This is a genomic window from Reinekea marinisedimentorum, assembly GCF_004341165.1.
Lineage (GTDB): Bacteria > Pseudomonadota > Gammaproteobacteria > Pseudomonadales > Natronospirillaceae > Reinekea > Reinekea marinisedimentorum.
Genome location: NZ_SLZR01000008.1, coordinates 71113 through 91942 on the forward strand (window position 1 = coordinate 71113; position 20830 = coordinate 91942).

The 20830-nt window shown below is 52.9% G+C and carries 20 protein-coding genes; 14 read left to right on the forward strand and 6 right to left on the reverse strand.

The genetic code is table 11. The features are described from left to right. Positions 1–3: 3 nt before the first annotated feature. The 6 genes from BCF53_RS10405 to map all read right to left on the reverse strand — a co-directional run bounded on the left by BCF53_RS10405 (position 4) and on the right by map (position 6720). Entirely contained in the window at positions 4–564 is a 561-nt protein-coding gene (locus BCF53_RS10405) for a GNAT family N-acetyltransferase (protein WP_165901883.1), read from the reverse strand. Positions 565–642: 78 nt separating this feature from the next. Further along, positions 643–1674, reverse strand: coding sequence for a 2,3,4,5-tetrahydropyridine-2,6-dicarboxylate N-succinyltransferase (gene dapD / locus BCF53_RS10410; protein ID WP_132701676.1), 1032 nt, complete (start codon positions 1672–1674; stop codon positions 643–645). An 11-nt stretch (positions 1675–1685) separates the two neighbouring features. Next, positions 1686–2027, reverse strand: coding sequence for an ArsC family reductase (locus BCF53_RS10415; RefSeq protein ID WP_132701677.1), 342 nt, complete (start codon positions 2025–2027; stop codon positions 1686–1688). Between the two features lie 11 nt (positions 2028–2038). Beyond that, a complete protein-coding gene (dapC, locus tag BCF53_RS10420; protein WP_132701678.1) occupies positions 2039–3229 on the reverse strand; it encodes a succinyldiaminopimelate transaminase in 1191 nt (396 codons plus the stop codon). Further along, positions 3226–5907: a [protein-PII] uridylyltransferase gene (glnD, locus tag BCF53_RS10425; RefSeq protein WP_132701679.1), complete on the reverse strand. Its 2682-nt coding sequence runs from the start codon at positions 5905–5907 to the stop codon at positions 3226–3228. The genes dapC and glnD overlap by 4 nt, the downstream gene beginning before the upstream one ends. 36 nt (positions 5908–5943) lie before the next feature. Continuing rightward, a complete protein-coding gene (gene map, locus BCF53_RS10430) occupies positions 5944–6720 on the reverse strand; it encodes a type I methionyl aminopeptidase (protein ID WP_132701680.1) in 777 nt (258 codons plus the stop codon). 290 nt (positions 6721–7010) lie between these two features. Here map and rpsB point away from each other — a divergent pair, with 290 nt between their 5' ends. The 14 genes from rpsB (at position 7011) to rnhB (ending at position 20826) form a co-directional block, all read left to right on the forward strand. Beyond that, the gene (gene rpsB, locus BCF53_RS10435; RefSeq protein WP_132701681.1) at positions 7011–7745 is read left to right on the forward strand and encodes a 30S ribosomal protein S2; all 735 of its coding nucleotides are present in this window, start codon (positions 7011–7013) and stop codon (positions 7743–7745) included. Positions 7746–7852: 107 nt separating this feature from the next. Beyond that, positions 7853–8716, forward strand: coding sequence for a translation elongation factor Ts (gene tsf, locus BCF53_RS10440; RefSeq protein WP_132701682.1), 864 nt, complete (start codon positions 7853–7855; stop codon positions 8714–8716). A gap of 321 nt (positions 8717–9037) precedes the next feature. Then, on the forward strand, positions 9038–9595 hold the full coding sequence (gene frr, locus BCF53_RS10445) for a ribosome recycling factor (RefSeq protein WP_132701683.1): 558 nt from the start codon (positions 9038–9040) through the stop codon (positions 9593–9595). A gap of 119 nt (positions 9596–9714) precedes the next feature. Further along, entirely contained in the window at positions 9715–10455 is a 741-nt protein-coding gene (locus BCF53_RS10450) for an isoprenyl transferase (protein WP_279389134.1), read from the forward strand. A gap of 25 nt (positions 10456–10480) precedes the next feature. Next, the gene (locus BCF53_RS10455) at positions 10481–11290 is read left to right on the forward strand and encodes a phosphatidate cytidylyltransferase (RefSeq protein ID WP_243645813.1); all 810 of its coding nucleotides are present in this window, start codon (positions 10481–10483) and stop codon (positions 11288–11290) included. A gap of 3 nt (positions 11291–11293) precedes the next feature. Continuing rightward, the gene (gene ispC, locus BCF53_RS10460; RefSeq protein WP_132701685.1) at positions 11294–12457 is read left to right on the forward strand and encodes a 1-deoxy-D-xylulose-5-phosphate reductoisomerase; all 1164 of its coding nucleotides are present in this window, start codon (positions 11294–11296) and stop codon (positions 12455–12457) included. Position 12458: 1 nt separating this feature from the next. Continuing rightward, on the forward strand, positions 12459–13808 hold the full coding sequence (gene rseP / locus BCF53_RS10465; protein WP_132701686.1) for an RIP metalloprotease RseP: 1350 nt from the start codon (positions 12459–12461) through the stop codon (positions 13806–13808). Between the two features lie 82 nt (positions 13809–13890). Then, on the forward strand, positions 13891–16224 hold the full coding sequence (gene bamA / locus BCF53_RS10470; protein ID WP_132701687.1) for an outer membrane protein assembly factor BamA: 2334 nt from the start codon (positions 13891–13893) through the stop codon (positions 16222–16224). 39 nt (positions 16225–16263) lie between these two features. After that, a complete protein-coding gene (locus BCF53_RS10475) occupies positions 16264–16800 on the forward strand; it encodes an OmpH/Skp family outer membrane protein (RefSeq protein WP_165901884.1) in 537 nt (178 codons plus the stop codon). Positions 16801–16817: 17 nt separating this feature from the next. Further along, entirely contained in the window at positions 16818–17849 is a 1032-nt protein-coding gene (gene lpxD / locus BCF53_RS10480; protein ID WP_132701689.1) for a UDP-3-O-(3-hydroxymyristoyl)glucosamine N-acyltransferase, read from the forward strand. Continuing rightward, positions 17849–18301, forward strand: coding sequence for a 3-hydroxyacyl-ACP dehydratase FabZ (gene fabZ, locus BCF53_RS10485; protein WP_132701690.1), 453 nt, complete (start codon positions 17849–17851; stop codon positions 18299–18301). The genes lpxD and fabZ overlap by 1 nt, the downstream gene beginning before the upstream one ends. Before the next feature lies 1 nt (position 18302). After that, the gene (lpxA, locus tag BCF53_RS10490; protein ID WP_132701691.1) at positions 18303–19073 is read left to right on the forward strand and encodes an acyl-ACP--UDP-N-acetylglucosamine O-acyltransferase; all 771 of its coding nucleotides are present in this window, start codon (positions 18303–18305) and stop codon (positions 19071–19073) included. Next, the gene (gene lpxB, locus BCF53_RS10495) at positions 19073–20218 is read left to right on the forward strand and encodes a lipid-A-disaccharide synthase (protein ID WP_132701692.1); all 1146 of its coding nucleotides are present in this window, start codon (positions 19073–19075) and stop codon (positions 20216–20218) included. Before lpxA ends, lpxB begins: the two co-directional genes overlap by 1 nt. After that, positions 20215–20826, forward strand: coding sequence for a ribonuclease HII (gene rnhB, locus BCF53_RS10500; protein ID WP_132701693.1), 612 nt, complete (start codon positions 20215–20217; stop codon positions 20824–20826). Before lpxB ends, rnhB begins: the two co-directional genes overlap by 4 nt. Positions 20827–20830 lie beyond the last annotated feature (4 nt).

Below are 20830 nucleotides of genomic sequence, written 5' to 3' on the forward strand. Positions count from 1 at the left end.
AGTTCAATCCTCCGGTTGCTGCTCAAGCCATTCCTGTTTCAGCAGGCTGTAGACAGCCATATCCAGATAGCGGCCATTCAGGTTGGCTGATTGCCGCTCAACACCCTCGTAGGTAAAGCCTAAGCGTTCGGCAACGGCGCGGCTGGGTTTGTTATCCACCGCAGCCCGAATCACCTGCCGGTTCAGGTCGAAGTTATTGAAGCCGAGCTCGATAATTTTTCGTACCGCAGCACTCATAAAGCCCTTGCCCTGGCAGTGCATCGCCATCCAGTAGCCAATTTCACCTGTGTGATTGGCGTGATTCAAATCGTTATAGCCAGCGATGCCAATAAACTGACCGTGCAGGTACATCAGCGTAGTAAATTGCTTTTGCATGGCGTACTTCTGCTGGCAGGTTGCCAGGAACAGGCGGGTATCCTCTACCGTTTGGGTCGGGTCTACCCATGGCAGCCATTGGCGCAGGTAGCTGCGGTTATCTGCAACGGTGGCAAAGACATCGTGTGCGTAGCAGGGGTTTGCATGCAACAGCTTCAGGCCGTTGATTTCGGTAGAACAGGAGGGCATCGGCAAATCCTTGCGCTGAAAATACATTGCCCCTGATAAACAGGGGCAATGGTGGTGATCGGTCGTTCAGGTTACCGATCAGTTATGTGAATGCAGGTCGGCATTCAGCTCGATAGCAGACTTGTTGGTCAGGCACTCAACGCGACCGGTCTGAGCGTTACGCCAGAACAGCAGGTCAGATTTGCCCGCCAGTTCACGGGCTTTAACAACCCCTGTTGGTTCTTTGTTGGAATCCAGCATAGTAACCTTGGTACCTGCAGTAATGTACAGACCAGCTTCGATGGTGCAGCGGTCGCCCAGTGGAATACCGGTGCCGGCGTTAGCGCCGAGCAGGCTGTTCTCACCCAGAGAAACCACTTCTTTACCACCGCCAGAAAGCGTACCCATGATGGATGCGCCGCCGCCCACATCTGAACCGTTTCCAACCAGAACGCCTGCCGAGACACGGCCTTCAATCATAGAAACAGCCTCTGTGCCGGCATTGAAGTTGACGAAGCCGGCGTGCATGACGGTGGTGCCTTCACCCAGGTGTGCACCCAGGCGGACACGGGCGGTATCACCAATACGGATGCCGGAAGGTACAACGTAGTCAGCCATTTTCGGGAATTTGTCGATGCAGTTGACCTCCAGAACTCGGCCGGCGATGCGAGCCTGAATTTGACGTTCCGGCAGTTCCGGAATATCAATCGGGCCTTCGTTGGTCCAGGCAATGTTGTGCAGTACGCCGAATAGGCCATCCAGGTTAACCTGCTGTGGCTTAACCAGGCGGTGAGAAAGCAGGTGCAGCTTCAGGTAACCTTCGGCAACGCAGGAGGGTGCAGCGTCGGTTTCAAGAATGGTCAGAACCAGCGTCTGATCGCTGTCTTTCGCTGCCTTTAGCAGGCTGGCATTCAGCGCCAGGTCATTCTTTTCGAACAGCGCGGCTAATGCGTCGTAGTGTTCTTTTTCAAGAACATGCACCTTATTTCCGGAATCATGCTTAACAATGACCGACGTTTCCTCGATCAGAGCATCGGTCGGGTTCAGTAGCGGCTGCGGGTACCAGGCTTCGATGATTTTGCCATCTTTGTTGCGGGTGCTCGTACCCAGTGCCATCGCGAAATAAGTCATGCTTTTCTCCATTAAATAAACTGAGCAAATTGTGTTTCGTCATAGCCAATCAGGAACCTACCGTCTTGTTCAATGATTGGCCGTTTTATCATTGAGGGGTGCTGCATGATCAGCGAAACAGCGGTTTCGTCGGTTACAGCGTTTTTGGTTTCGTCATCCAGCTTGCGCCAGGTGGTGCCCCGCTTGTTGATGACGGTTTCCCAGCCGTGAGCGTCGATAAACGCTCTGGCCAGCGGCTCTTCCGGCGGTTGTTTTTTGTAGTCGATGAACTGGAACTCAACGTTGTTGGCTTCAAACCACTTGAGCGTTTTTTTTAGGGTATCGCAGTTGCGGATGCCATAAATCTTAATCATCTTTATATCCGTTACAAAATCTTCTTAAGGCGTTGTGCCGCTTCGACGCATTCATCCAGCGTGGCCACCAGTGCGATGCGCACATGACCGTAGCCGGGGTTAAAGCCATTGACCGATCGGGACAGGTACTGACCGGGCAACACCCGAATGTTGGCCAGCTCCAGCCAGCGGCGGGCGACCTGTTCGTCATCTTCCTGGAGGTTAGGCCACAGATAGAAGCTGGCTTCAGGAATGGTCAGCGGCAGCACTGACTTCAGTTCACCAACCACCGCCTGATACTTCTGGTTGTAGAGTGCACGGTTGGCAATCACATGGGCTTCATCATTCCAGGCGGCAATAGAGGCGCGCTGGTTTGGCACCGGCATTGCACAGCCGTGATAGGTGCGGTACTTCATAAAGGCGGAGATCAGCTCGGCATCACCGGCGACAAAACCACTGCGCAGCCCCGGCAGGTTTGAGCGCTTGCTCAGGCTGTGGAACACCAGGCAGTTTTTCAGCTGATGGTGGCCCATGGCACTGGCGGCCTGCAGCAGGCCAACCGGTGGGTTGTGCTCGTCACGGTACAGCTCGCTGTAGCATTCGTCACTGATCAGAATAATGTCGTGCTCGATCGCCTTTTTAATCAGCAGTTGCAGCTGCGCCAGTGACAGGGTTGCGCCGCTTGGGTTGCCCGGTGTACACAGGAACAGCATCTGACATTTTTGCCATTCATCATCACTGATGCTGGCGAAATCTGGCTGATAGTTGTGCTCGGCGACACAATCGAGGAAGCGCAGGGAGCCACCGGCGAGCAGCGTTGCGCCTTCGTAAATCTGATAAAAGGGGTTCGGTGACCAGACTTCCGTTGCATCGGCGTTAGGGTCAAACAATGCCTGAACAATGGCGAACAGGGCCTCCCGGGTGCCGTTGACCGGCAGCACGTTTTCGTCGGCGCTGAAGGCGGTTTCTTCACTAAGCTGGAAACGCTTTTTCACCCAGTTGGCGATGGCTTCGCGCAGCTCCGGCAAGCCGGCTGTGGCCGGGTAGTTCGAAAACCCGGCCATGCTCTCTATCATGACCTGACGGAAAAATTCCGGCGGTTCGTGCTTGGGTTCACCCACACCCCAGTATACCGGGCTGAGATCGGCAGGTTGCACGTCGGCAGTCAGCGCGCGCAGTTTTTCAAACGGGTAGGGCTGTAGTTTTGCTAGATTGGGGTTCATCTTTCCATCGCTTCGGAAATGGTTTCGAGTAATTCAGACTGTAGGGTCTGAACATCTTTCAGGTCGCTTAATTGATTGCCGTCTTTATCGAGAATGAAAAAGACGTCTTCCACGTGCTCACCGAGGGTGGAAATGCGCGCACTCAGCAGGGTCAGGTTCAGGCGTCGGAAGCAGCGGCCAATATCGGCAAGCAGCCCCGGACGGTCGGCTGCCATCACTTCAACAATGGTGCGGTTGTTAACCATATCGTTACTGACCGTCACTTCGGCAGGCACCTTGAAGTGCTTCAGCTGACGGGTAATGCGCCGGTTTGGCAGCGGAGAGTCGTGCGGGTTTTGAATTTCAAGCAGCAGCTTATGCTGAATCTCAAACAGCCGTTGTTCGTTATTGCCGATGCTCTGACCATCGCGTTCCAGCACGATAAAGGTATCCAGGCTGAAATCGGAGGTTGATGAGGTCATGATGCGGGCGTCCTGAATGTCCAGATTCAGGGTGTCGAGCGTGGCGGCAATATCGGCAAACAGGTGCGGTCGGTCGGGTGCATAGATGAACACCTGAGTACCCCCGGCAAAGCGCTTCTGATCGGTTTCCTTAATCAGTACCAATGGCACGTTGCGGCCGTGGTTGGCGATGGATTGGGTGTGCCAGGCGATGTTTTCTGGGGTTTCACGCAGGAAGTAGTCATCCTGTGAGTTGTCCCACAGGCTCAATACGTCTTCGCGGCTCATACCACTCTGTTCCAGCAGCTCGATGGCCGCTTCCTGGGTATCGTGAATCAACTCATCTTTGTTGACCGGGTTTTCCAGGCCACGTCGCAATGCGCGCTGCGCTTCTTTATACAGGCGCTCTATCAGTGCGGCCCGCCAGCTGTTCCACAGGTTGGGATTGGTGGCGTAGATATCGGCGACTGTCAGTACATAGAGGTAGTTCAGGTGCTGAATATCGCCGATCTCCTGCGCAAAGTGATTGATCACTTCAGGGTCGGAGATGTCTTCGCGCTGAGCCGTCATCGACATCAACAGGTGATTCTGTACCAGCCAGACAACCAGTTCTGTTTCCCAGTGAGACAAGCGATGGCGCTGGGCAAAGCGACGGACTTCCTTGGCACCTTCCTGAGAGTGGTCTGCATTACGGCCTTTGCCGATATCGTGATAGAGCGCGGCAATGTAGACCAGCTCCAGCTTGGGCAGCTGGTGGATGATGCTGGTGGCGATAGGAAAACGCTGAGTGTTGTTGGCGTGGCGGAAACTGCGCAGGTTGCGGATGGTCAGCAGGGTATGGGCATCGACGGTATAAACATGGAACAGGTCGAACTGCATCTGGCCAACAATACGCCCGAACTCCGGCAGGTAAAGCCCGAGAATGCCGTAGCGGTTCATGCGCATCAGGCCGTGAAACACACCGTTGGGGCTGCGTAGCAGCTCCATAAAGAAGGAGATGTTCTGTATATCCTGACGGAACGCACCGTCGATCAGATCACGGCTGGCAAACAGCAGGCGCATGGTACTGGCGCGGATGCCTTTAATGCTTTCGTTTTGCGCGCACAGCACGAAGATTTCCATCAAGGAAGACGGCTTACGCTGGAATACATTGTCGTTGGTGACTTCGATGTAATCGTTGCGAATCTGAAAGCGGGAATTGATCGGGGTAACCTGATCGGTTTTGAATTCGTTGAGAATGGTTTGATCGAAATGCTGCAGCAGAATGGTGTTCAGGGTGTTCAGCCGGAATACTTTACGGAAGTAGTCCTGCATCAGGTGCTCAACGGCCAGCTGGCCCCCACGTTCGGTATAGCCGAAGATTTCTGCGACCTGTTCCTGCAGGTTAAACAGCAGACGGTCTTCTTCCCGGCCGGTAATCATGTGCAGCGCATAGCGCACCCGCCAGAGAAAATCCTGGCCCTGTATTAAATCCTGATACTCGGCATCGGTCAGAAAATCGCGGCTGACCAGATCGGCCAGCGAGGAATCACCGAAATGGCGTTTGGCAACCCAACCGATGTTCTGAATATCGCGCAGTGCGCCGGGGCCGCCCTTGACGTTTGGCTCCAGGTTGTATTCGGTATTGTTAAACTTCTGGTAGCGCTCTTCCTGCTCCTGAATTTTGGCCTGGTAAAAGTCTTTGCTGGGCCAGATTTTATCGGGGCCGACTGCGTTGTTGAGCGTCTCTCTCAGCGATGCGTTACCGACCAGCGCCCGTGACTCCATCAGGTTGGTGGTGATGGTGACATCGTTTGCGGCTTCGGTGATGCAAGCCTCGATGGTCCGTACGCTGTGGCCGACCTCGAGCTTGATATCCCACAGCAGGGTCAGAAAGGACTGCAGCGAGTCGACGTTTTTATCGATGTACTGCTCTTCAGTGAACAGCAGCAGCAGATCGATGTCGGAACAGGGGAGTAATTCACCGCGGCCATAGCCGCCTACGGCGATCAGTGCGATCTGATCATCATCCACCCAGTCAAAGGTGCGCCAGATGCATTGCAGTAAGGCATCCATGGCGGCGGCCCGGCCAAAAACCAGATCGCGAATGGATGCGCCATGGCTGTAGCGGTCGTTCAGGGTCGCTGTCAGGTGTTTCAGTGACTCTTTTAAGACCGGAATGGGGCGCTCACTCTGCAGGCGCAGAGTAATGGCCTGCGCGTCAAGCAAGCTTTGATCTGAATATCGGGTGAGATCCAAAGTTGAGGTCCTTTGTTAATCGAGACGAATCGCGACTTAGAAAGATTCTTCTTTCCGGGCGGTCAGCACTTCAGCGCCGGTCGCCGTGACCAAAATAGTGTGCTCCCACTGAGCAGAGGCTTTTCGGTCTTTGGTTACCACCGTCCATTGGTCTCCCAGTATTTTACACTGAGCTTTTCCCTGATTGATCATCGGTTCAATGGTGAAGATCATGCCTTCTTTCACCGCCAGTCCGACGCCAGGCTTGCCATAGTGCAAAACCTGAGGCTCTTCATGGAACCCGGAGCCAATGCCGTGGCCACAGAATTCGCGGACAACGCTGTAATGGTTGGCCTCGGCATGGGTTTGAATGATGTGACCGATATCGCCCAGCGTTGTGCCGGGTTTAACGATGTCGATGGCTTTGTACAGGCACTCCTGGGTCACAGTGCACAGGCGCTTCAGATGCCCGGGTACATCACCGACCAGATACATCTTGCTGGTATCGCCGTGGTAGCCGTCTTTAATGACGGTAACGTCGATATTGACGATGTCGCCCTTTTTCAGAATCTTGTCATCTGCGGGGATGCCGTGACAGATCACCTGGTTCACCGATGTGCAGATGGATTTCGGAAACGGCGGGTTGCCATAATTCAGTGGTGCTGGAATGCAGCCCTGGACATTGACGATGTAGTCATGGGCAATCCGGTTTAATTCCCCAGTTGAGACGCCGGGTACGACATGATCATCCAGCATTTCCAATACTTCTGCGGCCAGTCTGCAGGCCACGCGCATTTTTTCGATTTCAGCTGGGGTTTTAATGATGACGGCCATGTTGCTCCCGAGGTCAAATTCAAAAATTAATGGCTGATTCTAACGGTTTTGCTTGCCGCTTGCAGCAATGCATAGCCTGGCTAGTACAAATTGCTGTTATTGGCTTGGCTCCGATGGCAAAACTTCCCTGGCTTTGCTTGTGTCGCGGGGTGAAATTTGGTATAAAGCGCGCCGCTCCTGAAGGGAGCATTAACTAAAACATCTCACATACGCCGTCACATAGTTCTGGGTGCCCGAAAGGGGTTGGATTATGGGGTGTGTGGAGGCCTAACCCGAATATTGAGGATTTTATGGCAACTGTATCTATGCGTGACCTGCTGAAAGCAGGCGTACACTTCGGTCACCAGACCCGTTACTGGAACCCGAAAATGGGCAAGTACATCTTTGGTGCTCGCAACAAAATTCATATCATCAACCTGGAGCACACTGTTCCTGCGCTGAACAATGCTTTGGCTTATGTTGGTGAACTGGCTGCTAAAAAGAACAAGATTCTTTTTGTGGGCACTAAGCGTTCTGCGAGCAACATCGTTCGTGAAGAAGCAACCCGTGCTGATATGCCTTACGTTGCTCACCGCTGGTTGGGTGGCATGCTGACTAACTACAAGACGATTCGTCAGTCTATCAAGCGCCTGCGTGAGCTGACTGTTCAGGAATCTGACGGTACTTTTGAAAAGCTGACCAAGAAAGAGCGCCTGATGGCGACTCGTGAGATCTCCAAACTGGAGAAATCTATCGGCGGTATCAAAGATATGGGCGGCCTGCCAGATGCGCTGTTCGTAGTTGACGTTGACCACGAGCGTATCGCTATTCAGGAAGCTAACAAGCTGGGTATTCCTGTAATCGGCATTGTGGATTCCAACTCTAACCCGGATGGCGTTGATTACGTGATCCCAGGTAACGATGACGCAATCCGCGCAATCGAAATTTACGCTCGTTCCATGGCTGATGCAGTCCTGGAAGCTAAATCTGCAAGCGCTGATGAGTTTGTAGAAGTGGCTGAAGAAGGCGAAGCAGCAGCTGAGTAAGCTGTCTGTTTAAGGTTAAGTTGATAAGGGGCCTTGGCCCCTTTTCCACTTTGAAAAGCATACTGAATTGATAATTTGCAAAATTAATTGAATTGAGGACTATGGTCATGGCAATTAGTGCAAGCATGGTAAAAGAATTACGCGAGCGTACCGGTCTGGGCATGATGGAGTGCAAAAAAGCACTTGTTGAAACCGATGGTGACATCGAACAGGCGATTGACAACCTGCGTAAATCTTCTGGTCTGAAGGCTGCTAAAAAAGCAGGCCGTACTGCTGCTGAAGGCGTCATTGTTACCCGTACAGCGGAAGATAACTCTGTAGTAATGCTGCTGGAAATCAACAGTGAAACTGACTTTGTTGCACGTGATGATAACTTCCTGGGCTTTGCTAACAAGGTTGCTGATGCGGCTTTCGAGAAGAAAGAAACTGATGTTGCTGCGTTAATGGCAGGTGATCTGGAAGCTCAGCGTGAAGCTCTGGTTCAGAAAATCGGCGAAAACATTACTGTACGTCGTGTCGTATTTGTTGGCGGCGAAGGCAAGACTGTAGATGCCTATGTTCACGGTGGCCGAATTGCCGCAGCTGTAGAGCTGACTGGCGGTACTGCTGAGCTGGCAAAAGACATTGCTATGCATGTGGCTGCTATCAACCCGCAGTTCGTTCGTCCTTCTGAAATTGCACCGGAAGTTCTGGAGCGTGAAAAAGAGATCGTTCGCGTTCAGTCTCAGGAATCTGGCAAGCCGGCTGAGATCATCGAGAAGATGATGATTGGTCGTATCAAGAAGTTCGAAGCTGAAATCTCTCTGACAGAACAGCCTTTCGTTAAAGATGCTGACATCAAGGTTGGTGCTCTGGCGAAGAAAGCTGGTGCTGAAATCGTCAGCTTTACCCGTTTTGAAGTGGGTGAAGGTATCGAGAAAGAAGAAGTTGATTTCGCAGCAGAAGTAGCGGCCGCTGTTAAAGGCGCTTAATTCTGCACAGGCCGAGCCTGGTGTGAAATGGAAAGGGTGGCTTGGCCGCCCTTTTTTGTGCCTGTCGAAAATTGAACTGTGTTGCAAGCCTGATCAGGGCCGTTGTTTTTAGCTTCAGATGGCGGGCAAAGGCGTTGCGGGTGTGTATAATGTGCCATCCGGAATTTTCAGGTATGTCATTGTTTTTGTGTTTGAAACTGACGAAACCACTTAGAATAGGTGGCCGCAGCACCCATCCGCTACAGATTAGTCAGAAAGGCCAGGGTGAAATCGACATATCAACTTTCATTCAATTGTGGATGTGACAAAGGAATTTAGTAAATGATTCAAGAAATACTACAAGAAGCGGAAACGCATAACCGCAAGGCTATTGTCGCGCTTGGCGAAGCCTTTAATAAGATCCGTACCGGTCGGGCCAATCCGGCGATTCTTGATAAGATCACCGTTGACTATTACGGCACCGAAACACCTATTAAGCAGGTTGCTAACGTAATCGCTGAAGATGGTCGTACGCTTTCTATCGTGCCGTGGGAAAAGCAAATGGTTCCTGCGATTGAAAAGGCGATCATGAAGTCTGACCTTGGTCTGAACCCGGCTACCGCGGGTGCCAACATCCGCTTGGCTATGCCAATGCTGACCGAAGAAACCCGTAAAGAGCTGATTAAGGTTGCGCGTGGCGAAGCCGAAAAGGCGCGTGTTTCTATTCGCAATGGTCGTCGTGATGCTAATGCCACCATCAAAGAGCTGGTGAAAGAGAAAGAGCTTTCCGAAGATGAAGGCAAGAAAGGCGAAGAAGATGTTCAGAAATTGACCGATGCAGCGATTGCTGAGGTTGATAAGCACCTGGTCGAGAAAGAAGCAGACTTGATGAAAGTCTGATCAGTATTGCAGGTCTATATAAAGGCAACATGGCGTCATGTTGCCTTTGTTGTATTTAATGGAATAAGCGTTTGGTATGCACCCTTGGGTGAGCGCCGAAGATTTAAGAGAAGGTATCAGTGTCAGATCAGCTTGTAACGTCGGTTCCCCGGCATGTCGCTATTATTATGGATGGTAACAATCGCTGGGCTAAAAAGCGGTTGCTGGGCGGTATTGCTGGGCATCAGGCGGGTGCAAAGGCTGTACGCCGCACCGTCGAGGCCTGCGCCCGGGCGGGTGTGGAGGTTCTGACGCTGTACGCTTTTAGCTCTGAAAACTGGCGTCGGCCCAAAGATGAAGTGAATGCACTGATGGACTTATTCCTGATGGCTTTAAATCGGGAAGTCAAAAAGCTCGCCAGCAATAATCTGCAGCTGCGCATTATTGGTGACGTGACCGGGTTTAGCCCGGCGATACAGAAGGCCATTGCAGCGGCAGAGGCGAAAACTGCGGGCAATACCGGCATGGTATTGGCGATTGCGGCGAACTATGGCGGCCACTGGGATATTACTCAGGCGGCGCGGAAACTTGCTGAGCAGGTGCACGACGGTAAGCTGAAGCCGGAAGAGATTACCGAAGAAGCCCTGAATGCTCAGGTGATGCTGGGTGATCTGCCGCCACCGGATTTATGTATCCGTACCGCCGGTGAGCAGCGTATATCCAACTTCCTGCTGTGGCAGATGGCTTACACCGAATTTTACTTTGCCGATGAATATTGGCCGGATTTCAACAAGAAGTCTTTAATGCGGGCGTTTGATGCTTTTTCTCATCGGGTTCGGCGTTTTGGCAAAACCGATGATCAATTAGAACAAGAGAAGTAAAATAATAATGTTACTGCAGCGTATTTTGACCGCTATCGTTTTAGCTCCGTTAATGTTGGCGGGGATTTTCTGGCTGCCGGATGCCGGTTTCCGGGTTTTTATTGCCCTGATCGCGCTGATTGGTGCCTGGGAATGGTCCAATCTGGTGGGCTACAAGAAAAGTATCTCGCGCCTTGGTGTGGCTGCCGGTGTGGCTGCGCTGCTTGTGGTGCTGCACCTGATTGTTGATGTGCATTCGCTGGCCTGGCCATTGATATCGCTGGTGCCACTGGTGTGGTGGTTATTTGCCTCTGTGGTGGTGATCAGCTACCCGAAGCGCATTGAATGGCTTTCTTCCCGAAAACTGAAGCTGTCGACGCTGGTCCCTGTGCTCGGTGGCTTCTGGATGGGGCTGGTATGGCTTAAAAATCAGGATCAATCGGCATTGCTGCTGACCTGGCTGATGCTGCTGGTCTGGGGCGCTGATATCGGCGCCTACTTTGCCGGCCGTGCGTTTGGCAACCGTAAGCTGGCACCGAAGGTTAGCCCCGGCAAGACCTGGGCAGGCGTCTACGGTGGCATGGCTGCCTCCATGCTGATTTCTGTCTGTATCGCATTTTTCTTCCTGCCGGGTTTCAGCCTCAAGGGCTGGCTCTGGTTGCTGCTGATCTCCGCTGCCGTGGTCGCTATCTCGGTGATTGGCGATCTGTTTGAATCCCTGCTGAAGCGCAACCGCGGTATCAAAGACAGCTCAGCGCTGTTGCCGGGCCACGGTGGTGTGCTTGATCGCATCGACAGCCTCTGCGCCGCAACGCCAGTATTTGTATTGCTGTGGTTTGTGCTGATGGTTGTCTGATTTATGAGCAAAGCGAACGTTACTGTTTTAGGTGCAACCGGCTCGATCGGACAGAGTACGCTCGATGTCATTGCTGCCCATCCTGATCGTTTCAATGTTTTTGCACTCACCGGGCATTCTAATCTGGTGCAGCTGGCGGCCGATATTGATCGATTTAAACCGGTTTTCGCGGTGGTTTCAGATGATGACAGCCGGGTAAAGCTCGCGGCGATGATCGCTCACAGCTGTGAGATTCTGGTCGGTGAGCAGGCTATCTGTGATGTTGCCAGCCATGATGATGTCGATATGGTTATGGCGGCGATCGTCGGTGCTGCCGGGTTGAAGTCTTCCATTGCTGCGGCCCAGGCCGGTAAAAAGCTGTTGCTGGCAAATAAAGAAAGCCTTGTGGTCGCCGGTCATCTGCTGATGGAGGCGGTAAAGCATTCCGGTGCGCAGTTGCTGCCAATCGACAGCGAGCATAATGCCATCTTCCAGTGTCTGCCCGGCGGTAGGAACTCGGCTGAGGTGAAATCGGTCTTGTTGACAGCCTCCGGCGGGCCGTTTCTTAATTTTTCAGCGCAGCAGCTGCAAAGCGTTACGCCGGAGCAGGCTGTTGCACACCCTAACTGGTCTATGGGGCGTAAAATCTCGGTAGACTCGGCCTCGCTAATGAACAAAGGCCTGGAACTGATCGAGGCCTGCTGGCTGTTCGATCTGAAACCGGCGGATATCGAGGTTGTTGTGCACCCGCAAAGTGTCATTCACAGCATGGTGCGTTATGTCGATGGCTCCGTGCTTGCCCAGTTGGGTGCGCCGGATATGAGAACGCCCATTGCCTTCGGTCTGGCCTATCCGGAGCGTATCGCCAGTGGCAGTGATGATCTCAGCTTTAACCAGCTGCTAACGCTGCAGTTCGACCAGCCGGATATTGCCCGGTTCCCCTGTCTGCGACTGGCTATGGACGCCATGAACAGTGGTGGTACGCTGCCGGCCGTTCTGAATGCCGCCAACGAAGTGACTGTCAGTGCTTTTTTAAACAATCTAATCGGTTTTATGGATATTCCGGCGATCAACGAACAGGTAATGTTAGCGACTTCAGCAGAGCCGGTAGCGTCAGTCGATCAACTGATCGCAGTCGATGAGCAGGCACGGCTGCTGGCACAGCAACTGATTAGAACGAGGTTATAAGGTGGAGTTTTTTAATTCGGTATTTGGGCTGCTGATCGCGCTCGGAATTTTGGTGACCATTCATGAATACGGTCATTTCTGGGTAGCGCGTAAGTGCGGCGTTAAGGTGCTTAGGTTCTCCGTTGGTTTTGGTAAGCCGATCTGGACACGGGTCGACAAGCACGGAACTGAGTTCGCTATCGCCTGGATACCATTGGGTGGCTACGTAAAGATGCTCGATGAGCGTGAAGGCGAAGTGCCTGAGGCGGAGTTAGATCAGGCTTTTACCCGTAAGTCGCCGCTACAGAAGATTGCCATTGCCCTGGCTGGGCCGGTTGCCAACCTGTTATTCGCCATCGTGGCATTCAGCCTGATGTATGTGATTGGGGTGCGCGATCTGATACCGCTGATCGATCAGCCGGTACAGGGAACACCGGCCGCAGAGGTGCAGCTGCAGCGTGACGATCTGGTGCGCAGGGTGGATGGCAAAGAAGTCATGACCTACGCCGATATGAACCTTGCAGTTGCCTCCAGAGTGGGCGATACCGGCGTCATTCAGCTTGAAGTGGAGCGCGGTAATCGCAGCCTGAGGGTTGAGCTGCCCATTGAAAGTTGGCTATCCAACGAACAGTCTCCTAACCCGCTGCAAGCGCTGGGGTTATCTCCCCGTCTGCCGGAATATCCGGCGGAGATCGGCCGGGTTGAACCGGGTGGCGCTGCGGCGCGCGATGGCCTGCTGGTGGGTGATGTTATCCTGACCGCGAATGATACTGAGGTTGCCGGTTGGCTGGATTGGGTCGATGTTATTCAGGGCAGCGCCGATCAGCCGGTAGCCTTGACGGTTATGCGCAACGACCAGACCATTCAGCTGACGGTGACGCCCGGTACTGTTGAGCGCGACGGGCAGACTTATGGTTATGTCGGCGCTGCGGTGGCACCGGTTTCTTGGGCAGAAAACCAGCTGATCACCTCAAGATATTGGCCGATCGAAGCAGTTTCTCGTGGTTTTCAAGATACTTTCGATATGGTGACATTAAGTTACCAGATGTTGTGGAAAATGGTGACCGGCAAGGTGTCACTGCGTCAGATCGGTGGTCCGATCTCGATGGCGCAAATGGCAGGCGTTTCGGTGACCTCCGGTTTGGAGGTTTTTATCGGCTTTCTGGCCTTTATCAGCATCAGCCTGGCTATCGTCAACCTGCTGCCGGTGCCGGTACTTGATGGCGGGCATGTAGTGATGCACAGTATCGAGCTGGTTTTCCGGCGTGAACTGCCGGAGCGTGCCCAGATTATTGGTATGCAGATCGGCATGGCCTTCATTATTGCGCTCATGCTGGTTGCCTTCTTTAACGATGTAACACGGATAATGTAGCCCTATTACATTATTCAATTAAAAAAATTATAAATGCAGACAGCCTGTCAACGGGCTGTGTTGAGTTCAAAAGGATAAAAGCTTGGGTGTTTTCAGAAAGGCTGCACTGGCGGCATGTTTAGTTGGGTTGTCTGCTTTGGCAGCGGCTGAATCATTTGTCGTAGACAAGATTGATGTTCAGGGTTTGCAGCGTGTCTCACTGGGTAATGTGCTCAGTAAGCTTTCTATTCAGGAGGGCGATACAGTTGATGAAAACAGTGCCAGCAGCTGGATTCACGACATCTATTCCCTGGGTTATTTCTACTCGGTCGACGTGAGCCGTGAAGACGATGCGCTGATCTTTGTTTTGGTCGAGCGCCCGGCGATTGAAAACATTGACTTCGATGGCAACAGCAGCTTCCCGGATGACACCTTGCAACGCATCTTTGACGATGTCGGTTTATCCAAGGGTGAAATTTTCAGCCAGTCGCTGCTGGAAAACATTCAGTTGGAAATGGAAAGACAGTACGGCTCTATGGGGCGCTATAACGCCCGGGTAGATGCTGAAATTACACCGCTGACGCGCAACCGTGTCGATATTGAGCTGAAAATTACCGAAGGCCCGGTCGCCAAGGTGAAGTACCTGGAGTTTGTCGGTAACAACGTGTTCACCGATATCGAACTCTATGATGTGGTTGATATCAAAAAGACTGACGACGTTGCCTGGTGGGCGTTTTTAAGCTCTAAAGATAAATACTCCAGTGCTGCGTTGATTGGCGACGTTCAGCGCCTGGAAGATTTCTATTTTGACCGCGGTTACCTCGACTTCAAGGTAGACTCGCAACAGGTGTCTATCTCTGAGAACAAAGAAGACATCACCCTTGCCCTGAATGTCACCGAAGGCGAGCCGTATGACGTCGCCGGTGTTGAAATTGTGGGTGATCTGAAGCATCTGACTGCAGATATCGAAGCGCTGAATACCATCAAGGTGGGTGAGCGTTATTCTCAGTCTGATGTGCAGTCTGTAGTCAGCAGTATTAATAAACTGGCTGGTGAAAACGGCTATGCCTTTGCGCGCGTGAAGGATTTCCAGAAAACCGACCCGGATACGCTTACCGTTCAGGTCATCATTCAGGTGCAGCTGGGTGTGCCGGTTTATGTCAATCGCATCGTGATTCAGGGCAACAGCGCCACTAACGACGAGGTTATTCGCCGTGAGTTGCGCCAGCACGAACGGGCATTGCTGATTAACAGCAAGCTGGATCTTTCCAAGCGCCGTTTGCAGCGTCTGGGTTATTTCAGCTCGGTTGATATCAAGACACAGCGTATTACCGGCCGTGACGACCTGGTTGACCTGGTGGTGAGCGTTCAGGAAGCTAAGAACTCTCAGATCAGCTTGTCCGGTGGTTATTCAGACGGTTTCTTTGCCGCCTTCTCGCTGTCGCAGAATAACTTCCTGGGTAGAGGTCTCGATTTCTCCACCTCGGTGTCTGTCGATGATGATACTCAGAACTATTCCATTGGCATCGAAAACCCTTACTTCACACTCGATGGCGTCAGCCTGGGGCTGGATCTCTACTACGAATACACCGATTACGACGATGATGACGATGCTACCTACGCCACCAATGCATTGGGTGCGCTGGTGACTCTGGGTTATCCATTAAGTGAAAACCAGCGGGTGTCCTTCGGTCTGGGTGCCAGCTATGAAGAGCTGTGGCTCGATGACGAGTATTCCTCTCAGGAAATGTATGATTTTGCCGACGAGTACGGCTATGACTACACCATCATTCGAAGCAAGTTTGGCTGGTCGTACAATACGCTGAACGGCACCATCAAGGCGACCGATGGCAGTTCCATCAGTGCCAACCTTGAAGTCGCCATGCCATTGGGTGATCTGGAGTACTACAAGCTGCAGGTGGCGGCTCAGCGATACTTCCCGATCAATGATGACTTCTCGTTCCGTCTGCATACCGATTTAGGCTACGGCGATGGTTACGGCAGCAACGATACATTGCCGTTCTTCAAGAACTTCTATTCCGGCGGCTCCGGCTCGGTACGCGGCTTTGAATCGAACTCGCTTGGCCCATTAGGTACCAGTATTGATGACGATATCGACGCCAGTGCCATCGGCGGTAATATCCAGATCGAATATGGCGCAGAGCTGCTTGTGCCAACGCCGTTCGCGAAAGACCAGAGCGCATTCCGGACCTCGCTGTTCCTGGACGCGGGCAACGTCTTTACCGAAAACTGTTCGGATGACAGCGATACCTGTGTTGAGGGCGTTGATTTAAGTGAGATTCGCTACTCAGTGGGGGCCGACCTGACCTGGATTACGGCCTTTGCACCGCTGAGTTTCAGCCTGGGGTTCCCGCTGAATGCCGAGGATGATGACGATACTCAGGTATTTTCCTTCAGCCTGGGTGTGTCGTTCTAACTGTAAGGATTAATTTAAAAAATGACTGGAGAAAACAGAATGCAAAAGTTGTTTCGCACTGCGCTTATTTTGGTTGTTGCCTGCGCAGGCAGCGTTGCCTGGGCCGAGACAAAAATAGCCGTTATGGATACCCAGACAGTGTTGTTTAAAAGCCTGGCTGCCGAAGACGCAACCAATCAGCTGCGGGAGCTGCTTGCCGGGCATCAGACACGCCTGAAAGAATTGGAGCAGGGTGTCTCCACCCGACAAAGCCGACTGGAAACGGATGCTGACATTCTTACCGAAGAAGAGAAGCAGAATTTCGTGAAGGAAATTAATGCGTACCAGTCTGAAATGGCTAGAATCAATGCACAGATTCAGCAGGCGCAGCAGAAGAGCCGTTCCGAGTTCATTCGCTACTACCAGCCGGCGATCAGCTCAATCGTTGAAGACTACGTTGCGGGCGAGCAGATTGATGTCGTTCTGGATTCGCAAGCGGTGCTGTGGAATGCAACCCTGACTGACATCACTCAGCCGGTACTGGAAGCATTTGACCAGCGCTTCACTGACAGTCACTCTAACGCTACCGACGAATAATAAAAAAGAGGAAAACAATGGTTTCACTGAAAACGCTGACAGAAAAATTAGACCTGAAGGTGGCTCTGAGTGAGTCGGAGCTGGCGACGGCTATTCAATCGTTGTCGTCACTGGATTCTGCCGGTGAAGGTGAAATCTCTTTTCTCTCATCAAAAAAATACCGCCGTGTGCTGTCGGCCACTAAGGCCAGTGCGGTTCTGGTGACCGGCGAAGACGCGGAACTTTGCCCCGAGGGCTGCATTGCTCTGGTGGTTGATGACCCCTATTTGGCCTTTGCCAAGATATCCCATTACTTCGCCACTGAATCGAAGATTGCGCCGGTGATTCATCCTTCGGCGATCATCGATAGCGAGGCAAGCCTTGGTGAGAACGTATCCGTTGGCCCTTATGCGGTTATCGAAAAGGGCGCGGTCATTGCCGATGGCGTGATCATTGGTGCCCACTGTTTTATCGGTGAGCAAGCATCCGTCGGCCGGCATTCTCGATTACACCATCGGGTAACGCTGGCGCATCACTGTGTTGTTGGAGAGAACTGCCAGATCTTCAGTGGCGCGGTCATCGGTAGCGATGGCTTTGGCTATGCACCGACTGAAACCGGCTGGTATCCAATCGCGCAGATTGGCCGGACCGTGATCGGGGATCGTGTCGAGATTGGAGCCAATACCACCATCGACCGTGGCGCTATTGACGATACCGTGATTGAAAGCGATGTCATTATTGATAACCAGATTATGATCGGCCACAACGTTAAGGTGGGCAGTAAGACCGTTGTTGTTGCCCAGGTTGGCATCGCCGGCAGTACCGAGATTGGTAAAAACTGCACCATCGGTGGCCAGTCCGGTTTTGCCGGTCACCTGAAAATTGCTGATGGCAGCTTCTTTGCCGGTCAGTCGATGGTGACTAAGGGCACAACCCAGGCCGGCTATTACGCTTCCGGCATTCCGGCGCAGGATGGTAACGAATGGCGTAAAATGGTTGCCCGCATCCGTCAGCTGGAAAAAATGAACGAACGCCTGAAGGCATTAGAAGAACGTACGAAGGAAGATTGATGAGCATCGAACTACCGCTGAATATTGAACAGATTAAAGAGCTGTTGCCTCACAGGTATCCGTTTCTGTTATTGGACAGAGTGACCGAATATACCCCGGGCGAGCGCATCAAGGGCTTTAAGAATGTATCCGCCAATGAAGCCATGTTTCAGGGGCACTTCCCGGATAAGGCCATCTTCCCAGGTGTATTGATTTGTGAAGCACTGGCGCAGCTGACTGCCGTCTATGGCTTTTTAACGACAGGCAACCGTCCTGAAGATGGTTACCTGTATCTGTTTGCTGGCCTTGATAACGTCAAGTTTAAGCGTCAGGTGGTTCCGGGTGACCGCCTGGAACTGGAGATTGAATTTGTCTCTGAACGCCGTGGCATGTACAAGGTTACCGGCCAGGCAACCGTTGATGGTCAATTGGCCGCCAGCGCAACAATCATCTGTGCAGAACGAAAGGCTTAATGTGATTCATCCAACGGCTATAGTGGATCCTTCAGCAGTCATTGCTGAGGGCGTGGAAATCGGCGCTTACTCGGTGATCGGTGCCAATGTAGAGATTGGCGCGGGAACCTGGGTTGGTCCTCACGTGGTTATCAACGGCCCAACGGTGATTGGTAAGAATAACCGTATTTTCCAGTTCGCAAGTGTTGGCGAAGAGTGTCAGGACCTAAAATACAAAGGTGAGCCGACCCGGCTGATCATTGGGGATGGCAATACCATTCGTGAATTTACCACGCTGCAGCGCGGTACCGTTCAGGGCGAAGGTGAAACCGTACTGGGCAGCCATGGCCTCTACATGGCTTACAGCCATGTGGCCCACGATTGCCGTACCGGTGACCATGTGATCCTTGCGAACAGTGCGCAGGTTGCCGGACACTGTGTAATCGGCAATCATGCCATTCTCGGTGGTAACACCGGTATTCACCAGTTCTGTCAGATTGGTGAGCACGCCTTTGTTGGCACCGGCTCAACGGTACTCAAAGATGTGCCGGCCTATGTCACGGTACAGGGCTTTCCGGCCTCGCCTTATGGTATGAATGTCGAGGGCCTCAAGCGTCGCGGCTTTTCCAAAGAAGCCATTCGGGCACTGCGCCAGGCCTACAAAACGGTCTATCGTGAAGGCAAAATCCTCAAAGATGCCCTGGCAGAACTGCAGGAAAGCGCGGCCGCCCATGAAGAGGTTGCCGTCTTCGTTAACAGTATTGCCCGTTCCAGTCGCGGAATTGCCCGCTGATGGCCCGTAAGCTCCGTGTCGCTGTTCTGGCCGGCGAGGCCAGCGGCGATATTCTCGGTGCTGGGCTGATGAAAACCCTCAAGGCTAAATACCCTGATATCGAATTTGGTGGCATCGGCGGCCCGCTGATGATCGCCGAAGGTCTTACCTCGCGGGTACCTATGGAGCGTCTTTCGGTGATGGGTATTACCGAGGTGCTGGGCAGGCTGCGCGAGCTGTTCGCTATTCGCGATCAATACCGTGACTGGTGCATCGGTTTTCAGCCGGATGTCTTTGTCGGCATTGACGCTCCGGATTTTAATCTCGGCTTAGAACAGCAGCTGCGCAAGGCCGGTATAAAAACAGTGCACTATGTATCACCTTCGGTCTGGGCGTGGCGTAAGGGCCGCATCCGCAAGATTCGTAAGGCGGTCGACCATATGCTGACGCTGCTGCCGTTTGAAGCCGCATTCTATGAGCAGGAAAACATTCCGGTCACCTTTGTAGGCCACACCCTGGCCGATCAGCTTCCGCTGCAACCGAATACCGCACAGGCGCGAAACAAACTCGCAATCTCTGGCGAGCGGCCCGTGGTGGCCATGCTGCCGGGTTCTCGGGGCAGTGAGGTAAAGCTGCTTACCCGCCTGTTTCTCGACGCACTAACCGTGGTCAGCGAAAGAATCGGCCCCATCGATATTGTTATTCCGGCGGCAAACCTCAAGCGGCGGGCGCAAATTGAAGCGATACTGGCGGATCACCCGATCAGCGCCTCGGTGACCCTGTTGGATAAGCAGGCTGACGACGCAATAACCGCCAGCGATGCCACCCTGGTGGCATCCGGTACAGCCACGCTGCAGACCCTGCTGTTGAAAAAGCCGATGGTCGTTGCCTATAAGATGAGCCCGCTGTCCTATTTTATTATTTCCCGGCTGGCGACTACCCGCTGGGCCTCTCTGCCCAATATTCTTGAACAGCGCGATTGGGTACCGGAGCGTCTGCAGCAGGCGGCAACCGTTGAACAGATATCTGAAGATATGATCACCGCCCTGAGTGATGATGCTTACCGTCAGTCCTTTGTTGCTCTGGCAACCGACTGGCACAAAAAACTGGCCCTGAATGCGGATGAGCAGGCCGCTTCCGCAGTACTGAATCTGGCCTTAAAATGACGCAATTTGGATTGGATTTTTTCGATTCCGGCAGTATCACCGCCGGCGTGGATGAGGTCGGTCGTGGGCCGCTTGCCGGTGACGTCGTGGCTGCTGCGGTCATTCTGGACCCATCCCGGCCGATCGACGGCCTGAATGATTCCAAGAAACTGTCTGAAAAGAAACGCCTGCTGCTGGCTGATGAAATCAGAACGTTTGCCCTTGCCGTCAGCATTGGCCGGGCAACGGTTGAAGAAATTGATCAGATCAATATTCTGCAGGCAACCATGCTGGCCATGACCCGGGCGGTTGATGGCTTAACAATTAAACCTGAGCTGTGCCTGATCGACGGAAATAAAATTCCCAAGGGATTACCCTGCCCGGCAGAGGCGATCGTTCAGGGTGATGGTAAGGTTGCGGAAATAGCCGCGGCATCGATCATCGCAAAGGTCACGCGGGATGCGGAAATGAGCGCCCTGGATGAAAAACACCCTGAGTATGGCTTTAAGCGCCACAAGGGTTATGGCACCCGGCAGCATTTACAGGCCCTGCAAAGTTTTGGCGTTTTGCCCGAGCACAGAAAATCATTTGCGCCAGTTAAGAATCAGCTGGCAAACGTTAAAAAGTAGACAC